At 66.8% G+C, this 13,083-nt stretch carries 14 protein-coding genes; 8 read left to right on the forward strand and 6 right to left on the reverse strand.

What is annotated here, in order from left to right:
- The 4 genes from rsxG (at position 1) to PM1_RS23300 (ending at position 2,268) form a co-directional block, all read left to right on the forward strand.
- A complete protein-coding gene (gene rsxG / locus PM1_RS23285) occupies positions 1–645 on the forward strand; it encodes an electron transport complex subunit RsxG (RefSeq protein WP_009620727.1) in 645 nt (214 codons plus the stop codon).
- On the forward strand, positions 638–1,345 hold the full coding sequence (locus PM1_RS23290; RefSeq protein ID WP_009620728.1) for an electron transport complex subunit E: 708 nt from the start codon (positions 638–640) through the stop codon (positions 1,343–1,345). Before rsxG ends, PM1_RS23290 begins: the two co-directional genes overlap by 8 nt.
- Positions 1,342–1,980: an endonuclease III gene (nth, locus tag PM1_RS23295; protein ID WP_009620729.1), complete on the forward strand. Its 639-nt coding sequence runs from the start codon at positions 1,342–1,344 to the stop codon at positions 1,978–1,980. Before PM1_RS23290 ends, nth begins: the two co-directional genes overlap by 4 nt.
- 108 nt (positions 1,981–2,088) lie before the next feature.
- The gene (locus tag PM1_RS23300; protein WP_009620730.1) at positions 2,089–2,268 is read left to right on the forward strand and encodes a PA3496 family putative envelope integrity protein; all 180 of its coding nucleotides are present in this window, start codon (positions 2,089–2,091) and stop codon (positions 2,266–2,268) included.
- A 786-nt stretch (positions 2,269–3,054) separates the two neighbouring features.
- On the opposite strand, the gene gloA is transcribed toward PM1_RS23300, so the two are convergent.
- From gloA to PM1_RS23315, 3 genes are all read right to left on the reverse strand, one after another.
- Positions 3,055–3,447, reverse strand: a complete 393-nt coding sequence (gloA, locus tag PM1_RS23305) for a lactoylglutathione lyase (protein WP_009618415.1) — start codon at positions 3,445–3,447, stop codon at positions 3,055–3,057.
- Positions 3,448–3,540: 93 nt separating this feature from the next.
- Complete coding sequence (locus PM1_RS23310; protein ID WP_009618414.1) at positions 3,541–4,758, reverse strand: argininosuccinate synthase; 1,218 nt, start codon at positions 4,756–4,758, stop codon at positions 3,541–3,543.
- Positions 4,759–4,875: 117 nt separating this feature from the next.
- Positions 4,876–5,886: a flagellar protein MotY gene (locus PM1_RS23315; RefSeq protein WP_009618412.1), complete on the reverse strand. Its 1,011-nt coding sequence runs from the start codon at positions 5,884–5,886 to the stop codon at positions 4,876–4,878.
- A 141-nt stretch (positions 5,887–6,027) separates the two neighbouring features.
- On the opposite strand from PM1_RS23315, the gene pyrC reads away from it, so the two are divergent.
- The 4 genes from pyrC to bfrB all read left to right on the forward strand — a co-directional run bounded on the left by pyrC (position 6,028) and on the right by bfrB (position 9,234).
- On the forward strand, positions 6,028–7,074 hold the full coding sequence (gene pyrC / locus PM1_RS23320) for a dihydroorotase (RefSeq protein WP_009618410.1): 1,047 nt from the start codon (positions 6,028–6,030) through the stop codon (positions 7,072–7,074).
- Positions 7,071–7,745 carry a ribonuclease T gene (rnt, locus tag PM1_RS23325; RefSeq protein ID WP_009618408.1) on the forward strand — a complete coding sequence of 225 codons (675 nt, stop codon included), beginning with the start codon at positions 7,071–7,073 and terminating at the stop codon, positions 7,743–7,745. Before pyrC ends, rnt begins: the two co-directional genes overlap by 4 nt.
- Positions 7,746–8,334: 589 nt before the next feature.
- Entirely contained in the window at positions 8,335–8,550 is a 216-nt protein-coding gene (locus PM1_RS23330) for a bacterioferritin-associated ferredoxin (RefSeq protein ID WP_009618406.1), read from the forward strand.
- A 207-nt stretch (positions 8,551–8,757) separates the two neighbouring features.
- On the forward strand, positions 8,758–9,234 hold the full coding sequence (bfrB, locus tag PM1_RS23335) for a bacterioferritin BfrB (protein WP_009618404.1): 477 nt from the start codon (positions 8,758–8,760) through the stop codon (positions 9,232–9,234).
- Positions 9,235–9,274: 40 nt separating this feature from the next.
- On the opposite strand, the gene PM1_RS23340 is transcribed toward bfrB, so the two are convergent.
- The 3 genes from PM1_RS23340 to PM1_RS23350 form a co-directional block, all read right to left on the reverse strand.
- The gene (locus PM1_RS23340) at positions 9,275–10,435 is read right to left on the reverse strand and encodes an MFS transporter (protein ID WP_009618394.1); all 1,161 of its coding nucleotides are present in this window, start codon (positions 10,433–10,435) and stop codon (positions 9,275–9,277) included.
- A 79-nt stretch (positions 10,436–10,514) separates the two neighbouring features.
- Positions 10,515–10,841, reverse strand: a complete 327-nt coding sequence (grxD, locus tag PM1_RS23345; protein WP_009618392.1) for a Grx4 family monothiol glutaredoxin — start codon at positions 10,839–10,841, stop codon at positions 10,515–10,517.
- 103 nt (positions 10,842–10,944) lie between these two features.
- The gene (locus PM1_RS23350; RefSeq protein ID WP_009618390.1) at positions 10,945–13,038 is read right to left on the reverse strand and encodes a molybdopterin oxidoreductase family protein; all 2,094 of its coding nucleotides are present in this window, start codon (positions 13,036–13,038) and stop codon (positions 10,945–10,947) included.
- Positions 13,039–13,083 lie beyond the last annotated feature (45 nt).

The following is a 13,083-nucleotide window of genomic DNA, read 5'->3' on the forward strand; positions in this document are numbered from 1 at the left end:
ATGGCCGACAGCCGCCGTTCCATGCTGAAGAACGCCCTGCTGCTGGGGGCCTTCGCGGTGCTCTGCGTCGGCCTGGTGGCGGTGGTTCACCAGTTCACCCAGGCGCGCATCGAGCAGGCCCAGCGCGAGGCGCGCGGGCGCCTGCTGCTGGAACTGCTGCCGCCGAGAAGCTACGACAACCACCCGCTGGACGCCCCCGTCGAAGTCTTCGAGCCCAAGCTGCTGGGCAAGCCGCAGCCGGCCCAGGCCTTCGTCGCCCGCCTGCAGGGCCGCGCCACCGGCGTCATACTCCCGGCCACCGCGCCGGACGGCTACAGCGGCGCCATCGAGCTGCTGGTGGGAGTCAGCGCCGAAGGCCGCCTGCTCGGCGTGCGCGTGGTGGCGCACAAGGAAACCCCGGGCCTGGGCGACAAGATCGAGCCGGGCAAGAGCGACTGGCTGCACGGCTTCGACGGCCGTTCCCTAGCCGACCCGGACGAGGCCGGCTGGAAGGTGAAGAAGGACGGCGGCCAGTTCGACCAGTTCGCTGGCGCCACCGTCACCCCGCGCGCCGTGGTCAAGGCCACGCACAAGGCGCTGCAGTATTTCGATGCGCACAAGGCCGCGCTGCTGGCGCCGGCGGCCGGAGGCGAAGAGCATGAATAGCTACCGCGAGATCGCCCGCCAGGGCCTGTGGCGGAACAACCCCGGGCTGGTCCAGCTGCTGGGCCTGTGCCCGCTGCTGGGCACCAGCAACTCCATGGTCAACGCCCTGGGCCTGGGCCTGGCGACCATCTGCGTGCTGGCCTGCTCCAACGCCGCCATCTCCGCGACACGGCGCTGGGTCGGCGAGGCGGTGCGGCTGCCGGTGTTCGTGCTGATCATTGCCGCGCTGACCACCTGCATCGAACTGCTGATGCAGGCCTGGACCTACGAGCTGTACCAGATCCTCGGCATCTTCATCCCGCTGATCACCACCAACTGCGTGATCCTCGGCCGCGCAGAGGCCTTCGCCGCGCGCAACGGCGTCGCCCGCGCGGCCTTCGACGGCCTGATGACCGGCGCCGGCTTCGCCCTGGTGCTGCTGGTGCTGGGCAGCTTGCGCGAACTCATCGGCCACGGCACCCTGCTGGCCGACATGAACCTGCTGTTCGGTCCGGCCGCCGCCGGCTGGAAGCTGCAGATAGCCGACTACCAGGGCTTCCTGCTCGCCGTGCTGCCGCCCGGCGCCTTCCTCCTGCTGGGCCTGCTGATAGCCCTGAAGAACCGTATCGATGAAAGCCTGGCGGAACGCGCCAAGGCGCAGGCGGGCAACGTACCCGCCGCAGAGCGCCAGCGCGTCCGCGTGACCGGAGTGATCGAATGAATGCCGCCAAGCGCGCGGAGATTTTCCGCCGACTGCGAGAAGACAACCCCGACCCCAAGACCGAGCTGGCCTACGACTCGCCCTTCGAGCTGCTCATCGCGGTGATCCTCTCCGCCCAGGCCACCGACGTCGGGGTGAACAAGGCCACCGCCAAGCTCTACCCAGTGGCCAACACTCCGGAGGCCATCTACGCCCTGGGCGTGGACGGGCTGTCGGAGTACATCAAGACCATCGGCCTGTACAACAGCAAGGCGAAGAACGTCATCGAGACCTGCCGCATCCTCATCGAGAAGCACGGCAGCAAGGTGCCGGAGAACCGCGAGGACCTGGAGGCCCTGCCCGGCGTCGGGCGCAAGACCGCCAACGTGGTGCTCAACACCGCCTTCCGCCAGTTGGCCATGGCGGTGGACACGCATATTTTCCGCGTAGCCAACCGCACCAACATCGCGCCGGGGAAGAACGTCCTGGAGGTGGAACGCAAGCTGCTCAAGTTCGTGCCCAGGGAATACCTGCTGGACGCCCACCACTGGCTGATCCTGCATGGCCGCTACGTCTGCAAGGCGCGCAAGCCGCAGTGCGGCAGCTGCCGCATCGAGGACCTGTGCGAGTACAAGCACAAGACTTCCGACGATTGAGTGCTATCGTCAAAAGCATCGCTGCTCATTGAAAAAATCTTTTTTACCGCCCCGAGCTTTGTCGCTATAAGGGGCGCCAAGCACACCCCGCACGTTGGAGTGATCGTTATGGCCGATAAAGAAGATCTCGAGCTCGAAGACGAAGTGAGCACCGACGATGCCGACGACAGCGTCGAAGCCGTCGTCGAAGTCGCCAAGACCAACCTCACCAAGCGCCGCATCATCGACAACTACCTCGAAGAGCGCCGCCTGCAGCGCCAGCTGTCGGACTACGATTTCGACCTCTGAGCCTTGCGCCCAAGCTGAAAAAAGCCCCGCACTTGGCGGGGCTTCGTTTTTCCGGCGCGGCCATGGCGCCTGATCCCGGCTCCGCCCCCTCGCCCCAGCCCTCTGGCTGTTCGTGCCTCCGGGGCGTGCGGCGTGGCCGGTGAATCCGATCGCGGACAAAGTCCTACGCCCGTGCCTCCCTGAACCTTAGGCTTACGCCGAGGTGCTTTTCGTAGGATGGGTTGAGCTTGCGATACCCATGCGGTTGCGGTGATGGGTATCGCTCCGCTCAACGCCATCCTACGAAAAGCCGCGCTTCCTGGAGTCGTAGGAGCAACTGTCTTGCCGGCCGCGCCGAGACGCTTTTCGTAGGATGGGTTGAGCCTTGGCGAAACCCATGCGGTTGCGGTGATGGGTATCGCTTCGCTCAACACCATCCTACGAAAGCCATGCTCGCTCATGCGGTAGGAGCGGACCTTGTCCGCGAAAGGTGTTCACCGGCGGCAACGGTGCATCGGACTGACTCCGTTCCCTCTCCCCAACCCTCTCCCGCAAGCGGGAGAGGGGGCTGTCCGGCATGGACGGGAAGTTCGGCATCAACCTGTAGGAACAACTGTCTTACAGGCTGCACCGAAGTGCTCTTCGTAGGATGGGTTGAGCTTGCGAAACCCATGCGGTTGCGGTGATGGGTATCGCTTCGCTCAACACCATCCTACGAAAGCCATGCTCGCTCATGCGGTAGGAGCGGACCTTGTCCGCGATTCGGCGGATAACGCCGTAGCCGTGGCGGGGCTTCGTCTTTCCGGCTCAGTCCTTGCGCTGCGGCGACAGCAGCTCGATCTTGTAGCCGTCCGGGTCCTCGACGAAGGCCAGGATGCTGGTGCCGTGCTTCATCGGGCCCGGCTCGCGGGTGATCTTGCCGCCGCGCGAGCGGATGTCCTCGCAGGCCTTGTAGACGTCGTCCACTTCCAGGGCGATGTGGCCGTAGCCGGTGCCCAGCTCGTACTTGTCCACACCCCAGTTGTAGGTCAGCTCGATGACGCTGTTCTCGTCCTCGGCGCCGTAGCCGACGAACGCCAGGGTGAACTGGCCGTCCGGGTAGTCCTTGCGGCGCAGCAGGGTCATGCCCAGGACTTCGGTGTAGAAGGCGATGGACTTGTCCATATCGCCGACGCGCAGCATGGTATGCAGCAGTCTCATGGGGGTCGTTCTCCTCATCCGGCCCGTTTCGGGCGCATAAAAGCAAACCCCGGCTCGTGGCCGGGGCTTGTCTGGCTCAGGCTGGCAAGCTTATCAGAACAGCTTGCGGCCCTTGTTCGCGGCGATGCGCATGCGCAGCGCGTTGAGCTTGATGAAGCCCGCGGCGTCGGCCTGGTTGTAGGCGCCGCCGTCTTCCTCGAAGGTCGCGATGTTGGCGTCGAACAGCGAGTCGTCGGACTTGCGGCCAACCACGATGACGTTGCCCTTGTACAGCTTCAGGCGCACCACGCCGTTCACGTACTCCTGGGAGGCGTCGATCATCTGCTGCAGCATCTCGCGCTCCGGGCTCCACCAGTAGCCGGTGTAGATCAGCTTGGCGTAGCGCGGCATCAACTCGTCCTTCAGGTGGGCGACTTCGCGGTCCAGGGTGATCGACTCGATGGCGCGGTGGGCCTTGAGCATGATGGTGCCGCCGGGGGTCTCGTAGCAGCCGCGGGACTTCATGCCGACATAGCGGTTCTCGACGATGTCGAGGCGGCCGATGCCGTTGGCGCCGCCGATGCGGTTCAGCTCGGTCAGCACCTGCGCCGGGGTCAGTTCCTTGCCGTCGATGGCGACGATGTCGCCCTTGCGGTAGGTCAGCTCGATGTAGGTGGGGGCGTCAGGGGCCTTCTCCGGGGAGACGGTCCACTTCCACATGTCTTCTTCGTGCTCGGTCCAGGTGTCTTCCAGCACGCCGCCTTCATAGGAGATGTGCAGCAGGTTGGCGTCCATGGAGTACGGCGACTTCTTCTTGCCGTGGCGCTCGATCGGGATGCCGTGGGTCTCGGCGTAGTCCATCAGCTTCTCGCGGGACAGCAGGTCCCACTCGCGCCAGGGGGCGATGACCTTGACGCCCGGCTTGAGCGCATAGGCGCCCAGCTCGAAGCGCACCTGGTCGTTGCCCTTGCCGGTGGCGCCGTGGGAGATGGCGTCGGCGCCGGTCTCGTTGGCGATCTCGATCAGGCGCTTGGCGATCAGCGGACGGGCGATGGAAGTGCCCAGCAGGTACTCGCCTTCATAAATGGTGTTGGCGCGGAACATCGGGAAGACGAAGTCGCGGACGAACTCTTCTCGCAGGTCCTCGATGTAGATTTCCTTCACACCCAGGGCCTTGGCCTTGGCGCGGGCAGGCTCGACCTCTTCGCCCTGGCCGAGATCGGCAGTGAAGGTCACCACTTCGCAGTTATAAGTATCCTGCAGCCACTTGAGAATCACCGAGGTATCCAGGCCACCGGAATACGCCAGGACTACCTTCTTCACGTCCGCCATGCCATCACTCCACGGGGGGTTGTCACGAAAACCCCCGATTCTACTGCCGCGCTTCAGGAAATTACAGAGGCGCGACAGCTTTTGACGACAAAGCGACAGATTCTATCGTGAGTGCGACTAGGCGCCGCGTGCTGGCGACTGGCCCGGCGGCGCCGAAGCCGGGGCATTGCCGGCCGGTGTCTTGGCCTGCGGGGCAGCGGGCGCGGGGGCTGGCGGCGCGGGCGGCGCGGGCGGCGTCGCGCTGGGCGCGGCGGTGGGCGCCGGCGGGGTTTCCGGCACGGCCTCGCGGGACAGGTGCAGGGTCACCCGGCGGTTGCGCGCGCGGTTGGCCTCGGAGTTGTTCTTCACCAGCGGGTAGCGCTCGCCGTAGAAGCGCACGGTGATCTGCTCCTCGGGCACGCCGTGGGCCTTGAGGTACTCCATCACCGCCACCGCGCGGCGCCGCGAGATGTCGCGGTTGCTCAGGCGGTTGCCGCTGTTGTCGGAATGGCCGTCCAGCTCGATGCGGTTCACCGTCGGGTCGGCCTTGAGGTACTGCAGGACGATGTCCAGCTTGGCGCGGGCCACGGCGTCCAGGGCGTCGCCGCCGCCGGGGAAGCCGACCTGCGCCTGGCGCACCTGCTCGAAGTTCACCGGCAGCATCTTCGTCGAGCAATCCTGCAACTGCGCGTAGCCATCGGCGAAACGCGCCGGCAGCAGGCGTACCCGCAGGTCCTGGCCGCCCATGGCGCGCAGGCGCACCTCGGGGCTGCGCCCTTCCAGCACGCCGTCGAGCAGGCGCCCGGCCTGCTGCTGGCTGCTGGTGAAGGGCACATCGCCGGCGACCAGGGCCACCGAGCCCAGGTTGATGTCGCCCTGGGTCGGCCGCCACGGCGGCGCCGCCGCCAGGAGCGTCGCCGAACCGCCGCCGGCCCAGTTGCGCTGCGGCTTGAGGCGGAAGGTCGGCTGCTCGCCGGCGCGCCAGACGAACTCGCCGACGCCGAAGCCGTCCACCTGTTGCGACAGGCGGCATTCGAACTGGTCGCCCGCCGCCGTCCAGCGCGCGTTCTCCAGGCGCGTCTGGAAGGTCAGCCCCCAGGCCGGCAGGCTGGCGCACAGGCCGAGCAGGAGAAAGTAGGAATGGCGCACAGACGGCTCCGGGTAATGCTGGAAAGTACCCAGGAGATATCGGACGGTCCCGGCGAAACTTGATAGCGAGTGCCGGCCGCGGGCTTTTCCGGTAGCATTTCCCCACTTCAATTCCGCTGCAAATCGTCCTCTGGTATCCCCATGTCCGACCGCCTGACCCTGCTGCGCCCCGACGACTGGCACATCCACCTGCGCGACGGCGCCGCCCTCGCCCAGACCGTCGGCGATGCCGCGCGCACCTTCGGCCGCGCCATCGTCATGCCCAACCTGGTGCCGCCGGTGCGCAACGCCGGCGAAGCCGACGCCTACCGCCAGCGCATCCTCGCCGCGCGCCCGGCCGGCAGCCGCTTCGAACCGCTGATGGTGCTCTACCTCACCGACCGCACCAGTGCCGAGGACGTGCGCAACGCCAAGGCCAGCGGCTTCGTCCACGCGGCCAAGCTGTACCCGGCCGGCGCCACCACCAACTCCGATTCCGGCGTGACCAGCATCGACAACATCTTCCACGTGCTCGAGGCCATGGCCGAAGTCGGCCTGCCGCTGCTGGTGCATGGCGAGGTGACCCGCGCCGAGGTGGACGTGTTCGACCGCGAGAAGCGCTTCATCGACGAGCACCTGGCCCGCGTGGTCGAGCGCTTCCCGACGCTCAAGGTGGTGTTCGAGCACATCACCACCGGCGATGCGGCGCAGTTCGTCCTGGCCGCCCCGGCCAACGTCGGCGCCACCATCACCGCCCACCACCTGCTGTACAACCGCAACCACATGCTGGTCGGCGGCATCCGCCCGCACTTCTATTGCCTGCCGATCCTCAAGCGCAACGTGCACCAGGAAGCCCTGCTCGACGCCGCCACCAGCGGCAATCCGAAGTTCTTCCTCGGCACCGACTCGGCGCCCCACGCCCGCCACGCCAAGGAAGCGGCCTGCGGCTGCGCCGGCTGCTACACCGCCTACGCCGCCATCGAGCTGTACGCCGAGGCCTTCGAGCAGCGCAACGCCCTGGACAAGCTGGAAGCCTTCGCCAGCTTCCACGGCCCGGACTTCTACGGCCTGCCGCGCAACGCCGACAGCATCACCCTGGTCCGCGAGGAATGGCAGGCGCCGGCCAGCCTGCCCTTCGGCGACCATGAGGTGGTGCCCCTGCGCGCCGGCGAAAAACTGCGCTGGCGCCTGCTGGAGGCCGGCGCATGAGCGAGGAGCATTACGAAGAGGAGTTCGACGGCAACTTCCCCCCCGGCCCGCGTCACCCCATGGCGCGCCGCTTCCGCGGCTACCTGCCGGTGGTGGTGGACGTCGAGACCGGCGGCTTCAACTGCGCCACCGACGCCCTGCTGGAAATCGCCGCGGTGACCATCGGCATGGACGAGAACGGCTACCTGTTCCCGGAACATACCCATTTCTTCCGCGTCGAGCCCTTCGAAGGCGCCAACATCGAACCGGCGGCCCTGGAGTTCACCGGCATCAAGCTCGACCACCCGCTGCGCATGGCGGTGGCCGAGGAGCAGGCGCTCACCGAGATCTTCCGTGGCGTGCGCAAGTCGCTGAAGGCCAACGGCTGCAAGCGGGCGATCCTGGTCGGCCACAACAGCAGCTTCGACCTGGGCTTCCTCAACGCCGCGGTGAACCGCACCGGGATCAAGCGCAATCCGTTCCACCCCTTCTCCAGCTTCGACACCGCCACCCTCGCCGGCCTGGCTTACGGCCAGACGGTGCTGGCCAAAGCCTGCCAGGCCGCCGGCATGGAGTTCGACAACCGCGAGGCGCACTCGGCGCGCTACGACACCGAGAAGACCGCGGAGCTGTTCTGCGGGATCGTCAACCGCTGGAAGGAATGCGGTGGGTGGATGGAGGATGAGGACTGATCCTTGTTCTTGGCCCTCTGCTATGAGAAAGCCCCGCCGATCAGGCTGTGTGAAAACCTCCGGATCGGTCCAGCTGGTTAAAAAACAACCTGGATTTCGCGTTTCTACGCGGATTCTGGGTTGGCTGAATAGCCAAGCCTTTTCAGATTTCACGTAGGAACGCACTCTTCGAAGAGCCGCTCGGGTTTTCACACAGCCTGCGATGCGGGGCTTTTTATTGGATCGATGCCTGGGGCTGTTCGTGCCACCGGGGCGTCCGGCGTGGCCGGTGAACCCCATCGCGGACGGAGTCCGCTCCTACGCCCGTACCTCCCTGAACCTCAGGCTTACGCCGAGGTGCTCTTCGTAGGATGGGTTGAGCTTGCGATACCCATGCTGCCGTGGTGATGGGTATCGCTTCGCTCAACGCCATCCTACGAAAAGCCATGCTTCCTGGAACCGTAGGAGCGGACTCCGTCCGCGATTGGGCCCTTCCGCCCCTTCAAAAGACCGTTCGTCGACACGCCAAAAAGTCTCCTCTCAAGCTTTGACAATCATTCTCATTAACATTAGTATCGACGCCAACAACCCCACACCAGTAGTGCCATCCATGTACGTCTGCCTCTGCCAAGGTGTTACCGATACCCAGATCCGCGACGCGATCTATGAGGGATGCTGCAGTTACCGCGAAGTGCGTGAAAGCACCGGCGTCGGCACTCAGTGCGGCAAGTGCGCCTGCCTCGCCAAGCAGGTGGTCCGCGAGACCCTCGGCGACCTGCAGGGCGCGCAAACGATGAACTACTCGCTGGCCTATGCCGCCAGTTGAGCGATGCCGATTCGGCATACGCCAGAAGAACCGGGCCCAGGCCCGGTTTTTTTATGCCCGCAATTCAAGTATTTAGCGCCTAACTGCAGAATGAAAACATTCGTATTCATATTCCTTTTTATAACTAAATCAATAGCTTACGTTTGACATCCGGTTATAAGAGGGCGAAAATTCCAGTCCTACCCACTCCACACGGCAGGACTCGGCATGAAAGGCGACAAGAAAGTCATCCAGCATCTGAACAAGGTCCTCGGTAACGAGCTGATCGCCATCAACCAATACTTCCTGCACTCGCGCATGTGGAACGACTGGGGCCTGAAGCGCCTCGGCGCCCACGAGTACCACGAGTCGATCGACGAGATGAAGCATGCGGACAAGCTCATCGAGCGCATCCTCTTCCTCGAGGGCCTGCCCAACCTGCAGGACCTGGGCAAGCTGCTGGTCGGCGAGAACACCCAGGAAATGCTGCAGTGCGACCTGAACCTGGAACTCAAGGCCGCGAAGGACCTGCGCGACGCCATCGTGCATTGCGAAAGCGTGCATGACTACGTCAGCCGCGATCTGCTCAAGAACATCCTCGAATCCGAGGAAGAGCACATCGACTACCTGGAGACCCAGCTCGGCCTGATCCAGAAGGTCGGCCTGGAGAACTACCTGCAGTCGCACATGCACGAAGACGACTGACGGTTGCGGGCGCCGCCTCGCGCGGCGCCCCCGTTCTTCCCTACCCCGCCTGCTGCGGGCGGCGCACCAGGTGCGCCCAGAACAGCAGCCCCGCGCACAGCCCCACCACCACCAGCAACGCCTGGCGCAGGCCGATGTGCTCGGCCAGGATGCCGATCAGCGGCGGCCCCAGCAGCAGCCCGCCATAGCCGAACGACGCCACCGCCGCGACCCCGCTCGATGCCTCCACGCCCGGCCGGTTGCCGGCCGCGCCGATGAGGATCGGCACCACCACCGACAGGCCCAGGCCGACCAGGGCGAAGCCCGCCACCGACAGCTCGACGCGGCCGCCGAACAGCGCCAGCAGCATGCCGGCGATGGCCAGCAGGCTGAGCCAGCGCACCAGGGCAACGTCGGCGACGTGCACGCGCAACCGGTCGCCGAACAGCCGGCCGATCACCATGGTCGCCGAGAAGGCGGCAAAGCCCAGCGCGGCCATCCGCTCCGAAGCGCCCAGCACGCTATGCAGCAGCAGCGCGCTCCAATCCGCCACCGCGCCTTCGGAGACGAAGGCGCAGAGCGTCAGCAGCCCCAGGCCGACCAGCGCCGCCGGCGGCAGCCGGAGCCCCCGCCGGCGCGGTTGCGCGTCGGCCTGTGGTTCGCTGCGCCCTTCCAGCAGGCACCGGCCGAATAGCGGCAGGGTCAGCAGCGCCAGCACGGCGAGCAGGCTGAAATGCCAGAACGGCGTGAGCCCCGCCAGCAAGGCCGCGCCCAGCGCGCCGAGCAGGCCGCCGAGGCTGTACATGCCATGCAGGCTGGACAGGCAGGGCCGGCCCAGCAGGCGCTCCACCTCCACCGCCTGGGTGTTCATCGCCACGTCCAGGGTGGCGAAGGTCAGCCCTACCAGCAGCAGCGCGAGAGCCAGCGCCCACCAGCTCTGGCACAGCCCCAGCAGCGGGAACACCAGCAGCAGCGCCGCGGCGCTGGCCAGGGTCACCCGCCGGCTGCCGAGGCGCCGCACCAGGGAGCCGGCGAAGGAGAACGCCAGCAATGCGCCGAGCCCGGCGCCCAGCAGCGCCTGGCCCAGGCCCTGCTCGTCGACGCCGGCGAGGTTCTTCAGCGCCGGGATGCGCCCCATGGTGCTGCCATGCACCAGCCCACCGGCGCCGAAGCAGAAGGCGCAGGCCCAGCGGGCCGCGCGGGCTCTCTTGCGGTCGTCCATCGGTTCGAATCCTTTCTCCGCACAAATGAAAAACCCCGCGCTGGCGCGGGGTTCTTCGCTACGGCGACTACGCCTGCGATCAGGCTTCGGTCTTGCCGACGGCCTGCTTGATCAGCGGCTGCAGTTCGCCCTTTTCGAACATCTCGACGAGGATGTCACTGCCCCCGACCAGTTCGCCCCCCACCCACAGCTGCGGGAAGGTCGGCCAGTTGGCGTACTTCGGCAGGTTGGCGCGGATTTCCGGGTTCTGCAGGATGTCCACGTAGGCGAATTTCTCGCCGCAGGCCATCAGCACCTGCGCGGCACGGGCGGAAAAACCGCACTGCGGAGCGTTCGGCGAACCTTTCATGTACAGCAGGATGGGGTTGTTGGCGATCTGCTCTTTGATGGTATCGATGATGTCCATTGGCTAACCTCGGCTGAACTTCGCTACTGCCCGGCAATGCAGCCGGTACTTTGCCGACAGTGTACCGGAAAGCCGAGCACAGCGCTCGGCTTTGCCGCGCGCCTCAGGCCGCCTCCACCTCCACCGGCACGCCGTTGAGCGCGGCGTTGCCGGACAGCGCGTCGAGGTGGCGCTCGTCGGTCAGGTCGTTGGCGCTGGCGCCGCCCTGCTCGCTGGCGATGGCCAGTTGCACGCCGGGGCGCGCATGGCCCCAGCCATGGGGCAGGCTGACCACGCCGGCCATCACTTCGTCGCTGGCCGCCACCTCGATCTCGACGCTGCCCACCCGCGAACGCACCCGCACCCGCTGACCGTCCACCAGGCCGCGGCTGGCCAGGTCCCGGGGGTGCATCAGCAACTGGTGGCGCGGCTTGCCCTTCACCAGGCGGTGGTAGTTGTGCATCCAGGAGTTGTTGCTGCGCACGTGGCGGCGGCCGATCAGCAGCAACTGGCCCTCGGCCGGCGCCGGGGTGTCGGCGAAGCGCCCGAGGTCGGCGAGAAACAACGCCGGCGCGGCTTCCACCTGCCGGCTGGGAGTCTTCAGGCGCGCCGCCAGGTTCGGCCGCAGCGGGCCAAGATCCAGGCCATGGGGATGCTCGCGCAGCCGCGCCAGGCTGAGCTTGTGCTCGCTGGCATCGCCATAGGGACCGAAGCGCAGGCCCATGTCGATCATCTGTTCCGGCGCCATGGTCGGCTTCAGCTCGGTGCCCTGGCGCGCGGCATAGGCCCTGGCCAGGCCGACGAAGATTTCCCAGTCGTGCAGCGCGCCGGCGGGCCTGGGCAGCACCGCCTCGTTGAAACGGGTGACGTTGCGCACCGCGAAGACGTTGAAGGTGCTGTCGTAGTGCTCGTGCTCCAGCGGCGCGGTGGGCGGCAGGATGAGGTCGGCGTAGCGCGTGGTCTCGTTGATGTAGAGGTCGATGGCGAGCATGAACTCCAGGCCGTCGAGGGCCTGCTCCAGGCGCCGCCCGTTGGGGGTGGAGAGCACCGGGTTGCCGGCCACGGTGATCAGCGCGCGGACCTGGCCCTCGCCCTCGCTGAGCATTTCCTCGGCCAGGGCCGCCACCGGCAGCTCGCCGCCGTACTCCGGCAGGCCGGACACCCGGCTGCGCCAGCGGCCGAAGGCGCCGCCGGAAGTGCTCGCCACCAGGTCCACGGCCGGCGTGGTGCAGAGGCTGCCGCCGACGCGGTCGAGGTTGCCGGTGACCAGGTTGATCAGTTGCACCAGCCATTGGCAGAGGGTGCCGAAGCGCTGGGTGGAAACGCCCATGCGCCCGTAGCACACCGCCTTGTCGGCGGCGGCGAAATCCCGGGCCAGGGCGCGGATGCTCGCCGCCGGTACGCCGCAGCGCTGCGCCATGGCCTCGACGCCGAAGGGCGCCAGCGCCGCGCGCACCTCCTCCAGCCCAACCACCGGCAGGTGGCTGGCGCGCCCCAGGTGCTCACCGAACAACACGTCGAGGATGCCCAGCAGCAGCGCCGCGTCCTGCCCCGGACGGATGAACAGGTGCTGGTCGGCCAGCGCCGCGGTCTCGGTGCGCCGCGGGTCCACCACCACCAGGCGACCGCCGCGGGCCTTCAGGGCCTTGAGGCGTTTCTCCACGTCCGGCACGGTCATGATGCTGCCGTTGGAGGCCAGCGGGTTGCCGCCGAGGATCAGCATGAAGTCGCTGTGGTCGATGTCCGGGATGGGGATCAGCAGGCCATGGCCGAACATCTGCTGGCTGACCAGGTGGTGCGGCAGCTGGTCCACGGAGGTGGCCGAGTAGCGGTTGCGCGTCTTCAACTGGCCGAGGAAGTAGTTGCTGTGGGTCATCAGCCCGTAGTTGTGCACGCTGGGGTTGCCCTGGTACACGGCCACCGCGTCGTTGCCGTGGCGCTCGCGGATCTCCGCCAGGCGCGCGGCGACCAGCTCGAAGGCCTCGTCCCAGGCGATCGGCTGCCACTCGCCGCCGACCCGCCGCATCGGCTGGCGCAGGCGGTCGGGGTCGTTCTGGATGTCTTGCAGGGCCACTGCCTTGGGGCAGATGTGGCCGCGGCTGAAGCTGTCCTGCGCATCGCCCTTGATCGACAGGATGCGCTGGTCCTCGGTTTCGATGGTCAGGCCGCAGATGGCCTCGCACAGGTGGCACGCACGGTGGTGGAGGGTCTTGCTCATGGCTCGCCTCTTGTTGTTGCGCCGGCCTTCATGGGCCGGTCGTTA

It is taken from the genome of Pseudomonas sp. M1 (assembly GCF_022760135.1).
Classification (GTDB): domain Bacteria; phylum Pseudomonadota; class Gammaproteobacteria; order Pseudomonadales; family Pseudomonadaceae; genus Pseudomonas; species Pseudomonas citronellolis.

Coding starts and splice junctions, on each gene's coding strand:
- bfrB (WP_009618404.1), top strand. CDS start 8,758: ATGAAAGGCGACAAGAAAGTCATCCAGCATCTGAACAAGGTCCTCGGT.
- PM1_RS23300 (WP_009620730.1), top strand. CDS start 2,089: ATGGCCGATAAAGAAGATCTCGAGCTCGAAGACGAAGTGAGCACCGAC.
- PM1_RS23330 (WP_009618406.1), top strand. CDS start 8,335: ATGTACGTCTGCCTCTGCCAAGGTGTTACCGATACCCAGATCCGCGAC.
- rsxG (WP_009620727.1), top strand. CDS start 1: ATGGCCGACAGCCGCCGTTCCATGCTGAAGAACGCCCTGCTGCTGGGG.
- grxD (WP_009618392.1), bottom strand. CDS start 10,841: ATGGACATCATCGATACCATCAAAGAGCAGATCGCCAACAACCCCATC.
- nth (WP_009620729.1), top strand. CDS start 1,342: ATGAATGCCGCCAAGCGCGCGGAGATTTTCCGCCGACTGCGAGAAGAC.
- pyrC (WP_009618410.1), top strand. CDS start 6,028: ATGTCCGACCGCCTGACCCTGCTGCGCCCCGACGACTGGCACATCCAC.
- PM1_RS23350 (WP_009618390.1), bottom strand. CDS start 13,038: ATGAGCAAGACCCTCCACCACCGTGCGTGCCACCTGTGCGAGGCCATC.
- PM1_RS23310 (WP_009618414.1), bottom strand. CDS start 4,758: ATGGCGGACGTGAAGAAGGTAGTCCTGGCGTATTCCGGTGGCCTGGAT.
- PM1_RS23290 (WP_009620728.1), top strand. CDS start 638: ATGAATAGCTACCGCGAGATCGCCCGCCAGGGCCTGTGGCGGAACAAC.
- gloA (WP_009618415.1), bottom strand. CDS start 3,447: ATGAGACTGCTGCATACCATGCTGCGCGTCGGCGATATGGACAAGTCC.
- rnt (WP_009618408.1), top strand. CDS start 7,071: ATGAGCGAGGAGCATTACGAAGAGGAGTTCGACGGCAACTTCCCCCCC.
- PM1_RS23340 (WP_009618394.1), bottom strand. CDS start 10,435: ATGGACGACCGCAAGAGAGCCCGCGCGGCCCGCTGGGCCTGCGCCTTC.